Origin of the sequence: Mesorhizobium sp. M7A.T.Ca.US.000.02.2.1, from assembly GCF_003996995.1 — a bacterium.
Lineage (GTDB): Bacteria > Pseudomonadota > Alphaproteobacteria > Rhizobiales > Rhizobiaceae > Mesorhizobium.
Genome location: NZ_RZTT01000833.1, coordinates 1 through 828 on the forward strand (window position 1 = coordinate 1; position 828 = coordinate 828).

The following is an 828-nucleotide window of genomic DNA, read 5'->3' on the forward strand; positions in this document are numbered from 1 at the left end:
GTCGACAGCCATGAGGAGATTTCGGCCGCCTTCGCCGAGGCGGAAATGCTGCTGCAGGACGCGCCCGATCTTGGCGATCTGCAATTGCAGCTCGAACAGTCCTCGGCCAATGTCGCCCGCGACCGCGCCGCGCTTGCCGATGCGCGCGCGGTGCATGAGGGGCTGCGGCGCGAAGCCGAGGCGCGCGCGCGCCGGCTCGATGCCATTGGCGCCGAGCGCAGCAATTGGCTGGAGCGGGCCGAAAACGCCTCGACGCAGATCGCATCGCTCGGCGAACGCAGAGCCGAGGCCGAGGCCGAACGCGAGCGGTTGGCCGATGCTCCCGATGAAATCGACGCCAAGCGGCGTGCCTTGCTGTCGCAGCTCACCGAGGCCGAGAGCTTGCGCAAGGCGGCAGCCGACCGTCTGCAGGAAGCGGAGAACTGGCAATCCGAACTGGACAAGGCCGCCACCGGCGCCATCCAGTTCCTGGCCGAGGCGCGCGAGACCCGCGTTCGCGCCGAAGAGCGGCTGACCGCGGCCGACGAGCGCCGGCTGGAGGTCGAGGCGCGCATCCAGGAAACGCTGAACTCGCCGCCACACCTGGTCATCCGCCACACCGGTCTGGAGGCCGACAGCCCGATGCCTGAGATGGCCGAGATCGAGCGTCAACTCGACAGGCTGAAGATCGAGCGCGAACGGCTCGGCGCCGTCAATCTGCGCGCCGAGGAGGAGCAGAAGGAGCTATCGGACCGGCTGGAAGCGATCGTCTCCGAGCGCGAGGACATCATCGAGGCGATCCGCAAGCTCAGGCAGGCGATCCAGAGCCTCAACCGCGAAGGCCGTGAG

At 68.5% G+C, this 828-nt stretch carries 1 pseudogene; it reads left to right on the plus strand.

Features of this window, described 5'->3' with window-relative positions:
• Positions 1-828 (plus strand): annotated as a pseudogene (locus EOD15_RS34975) (chromosome segregation protein SMC); the annotation flags it as partial.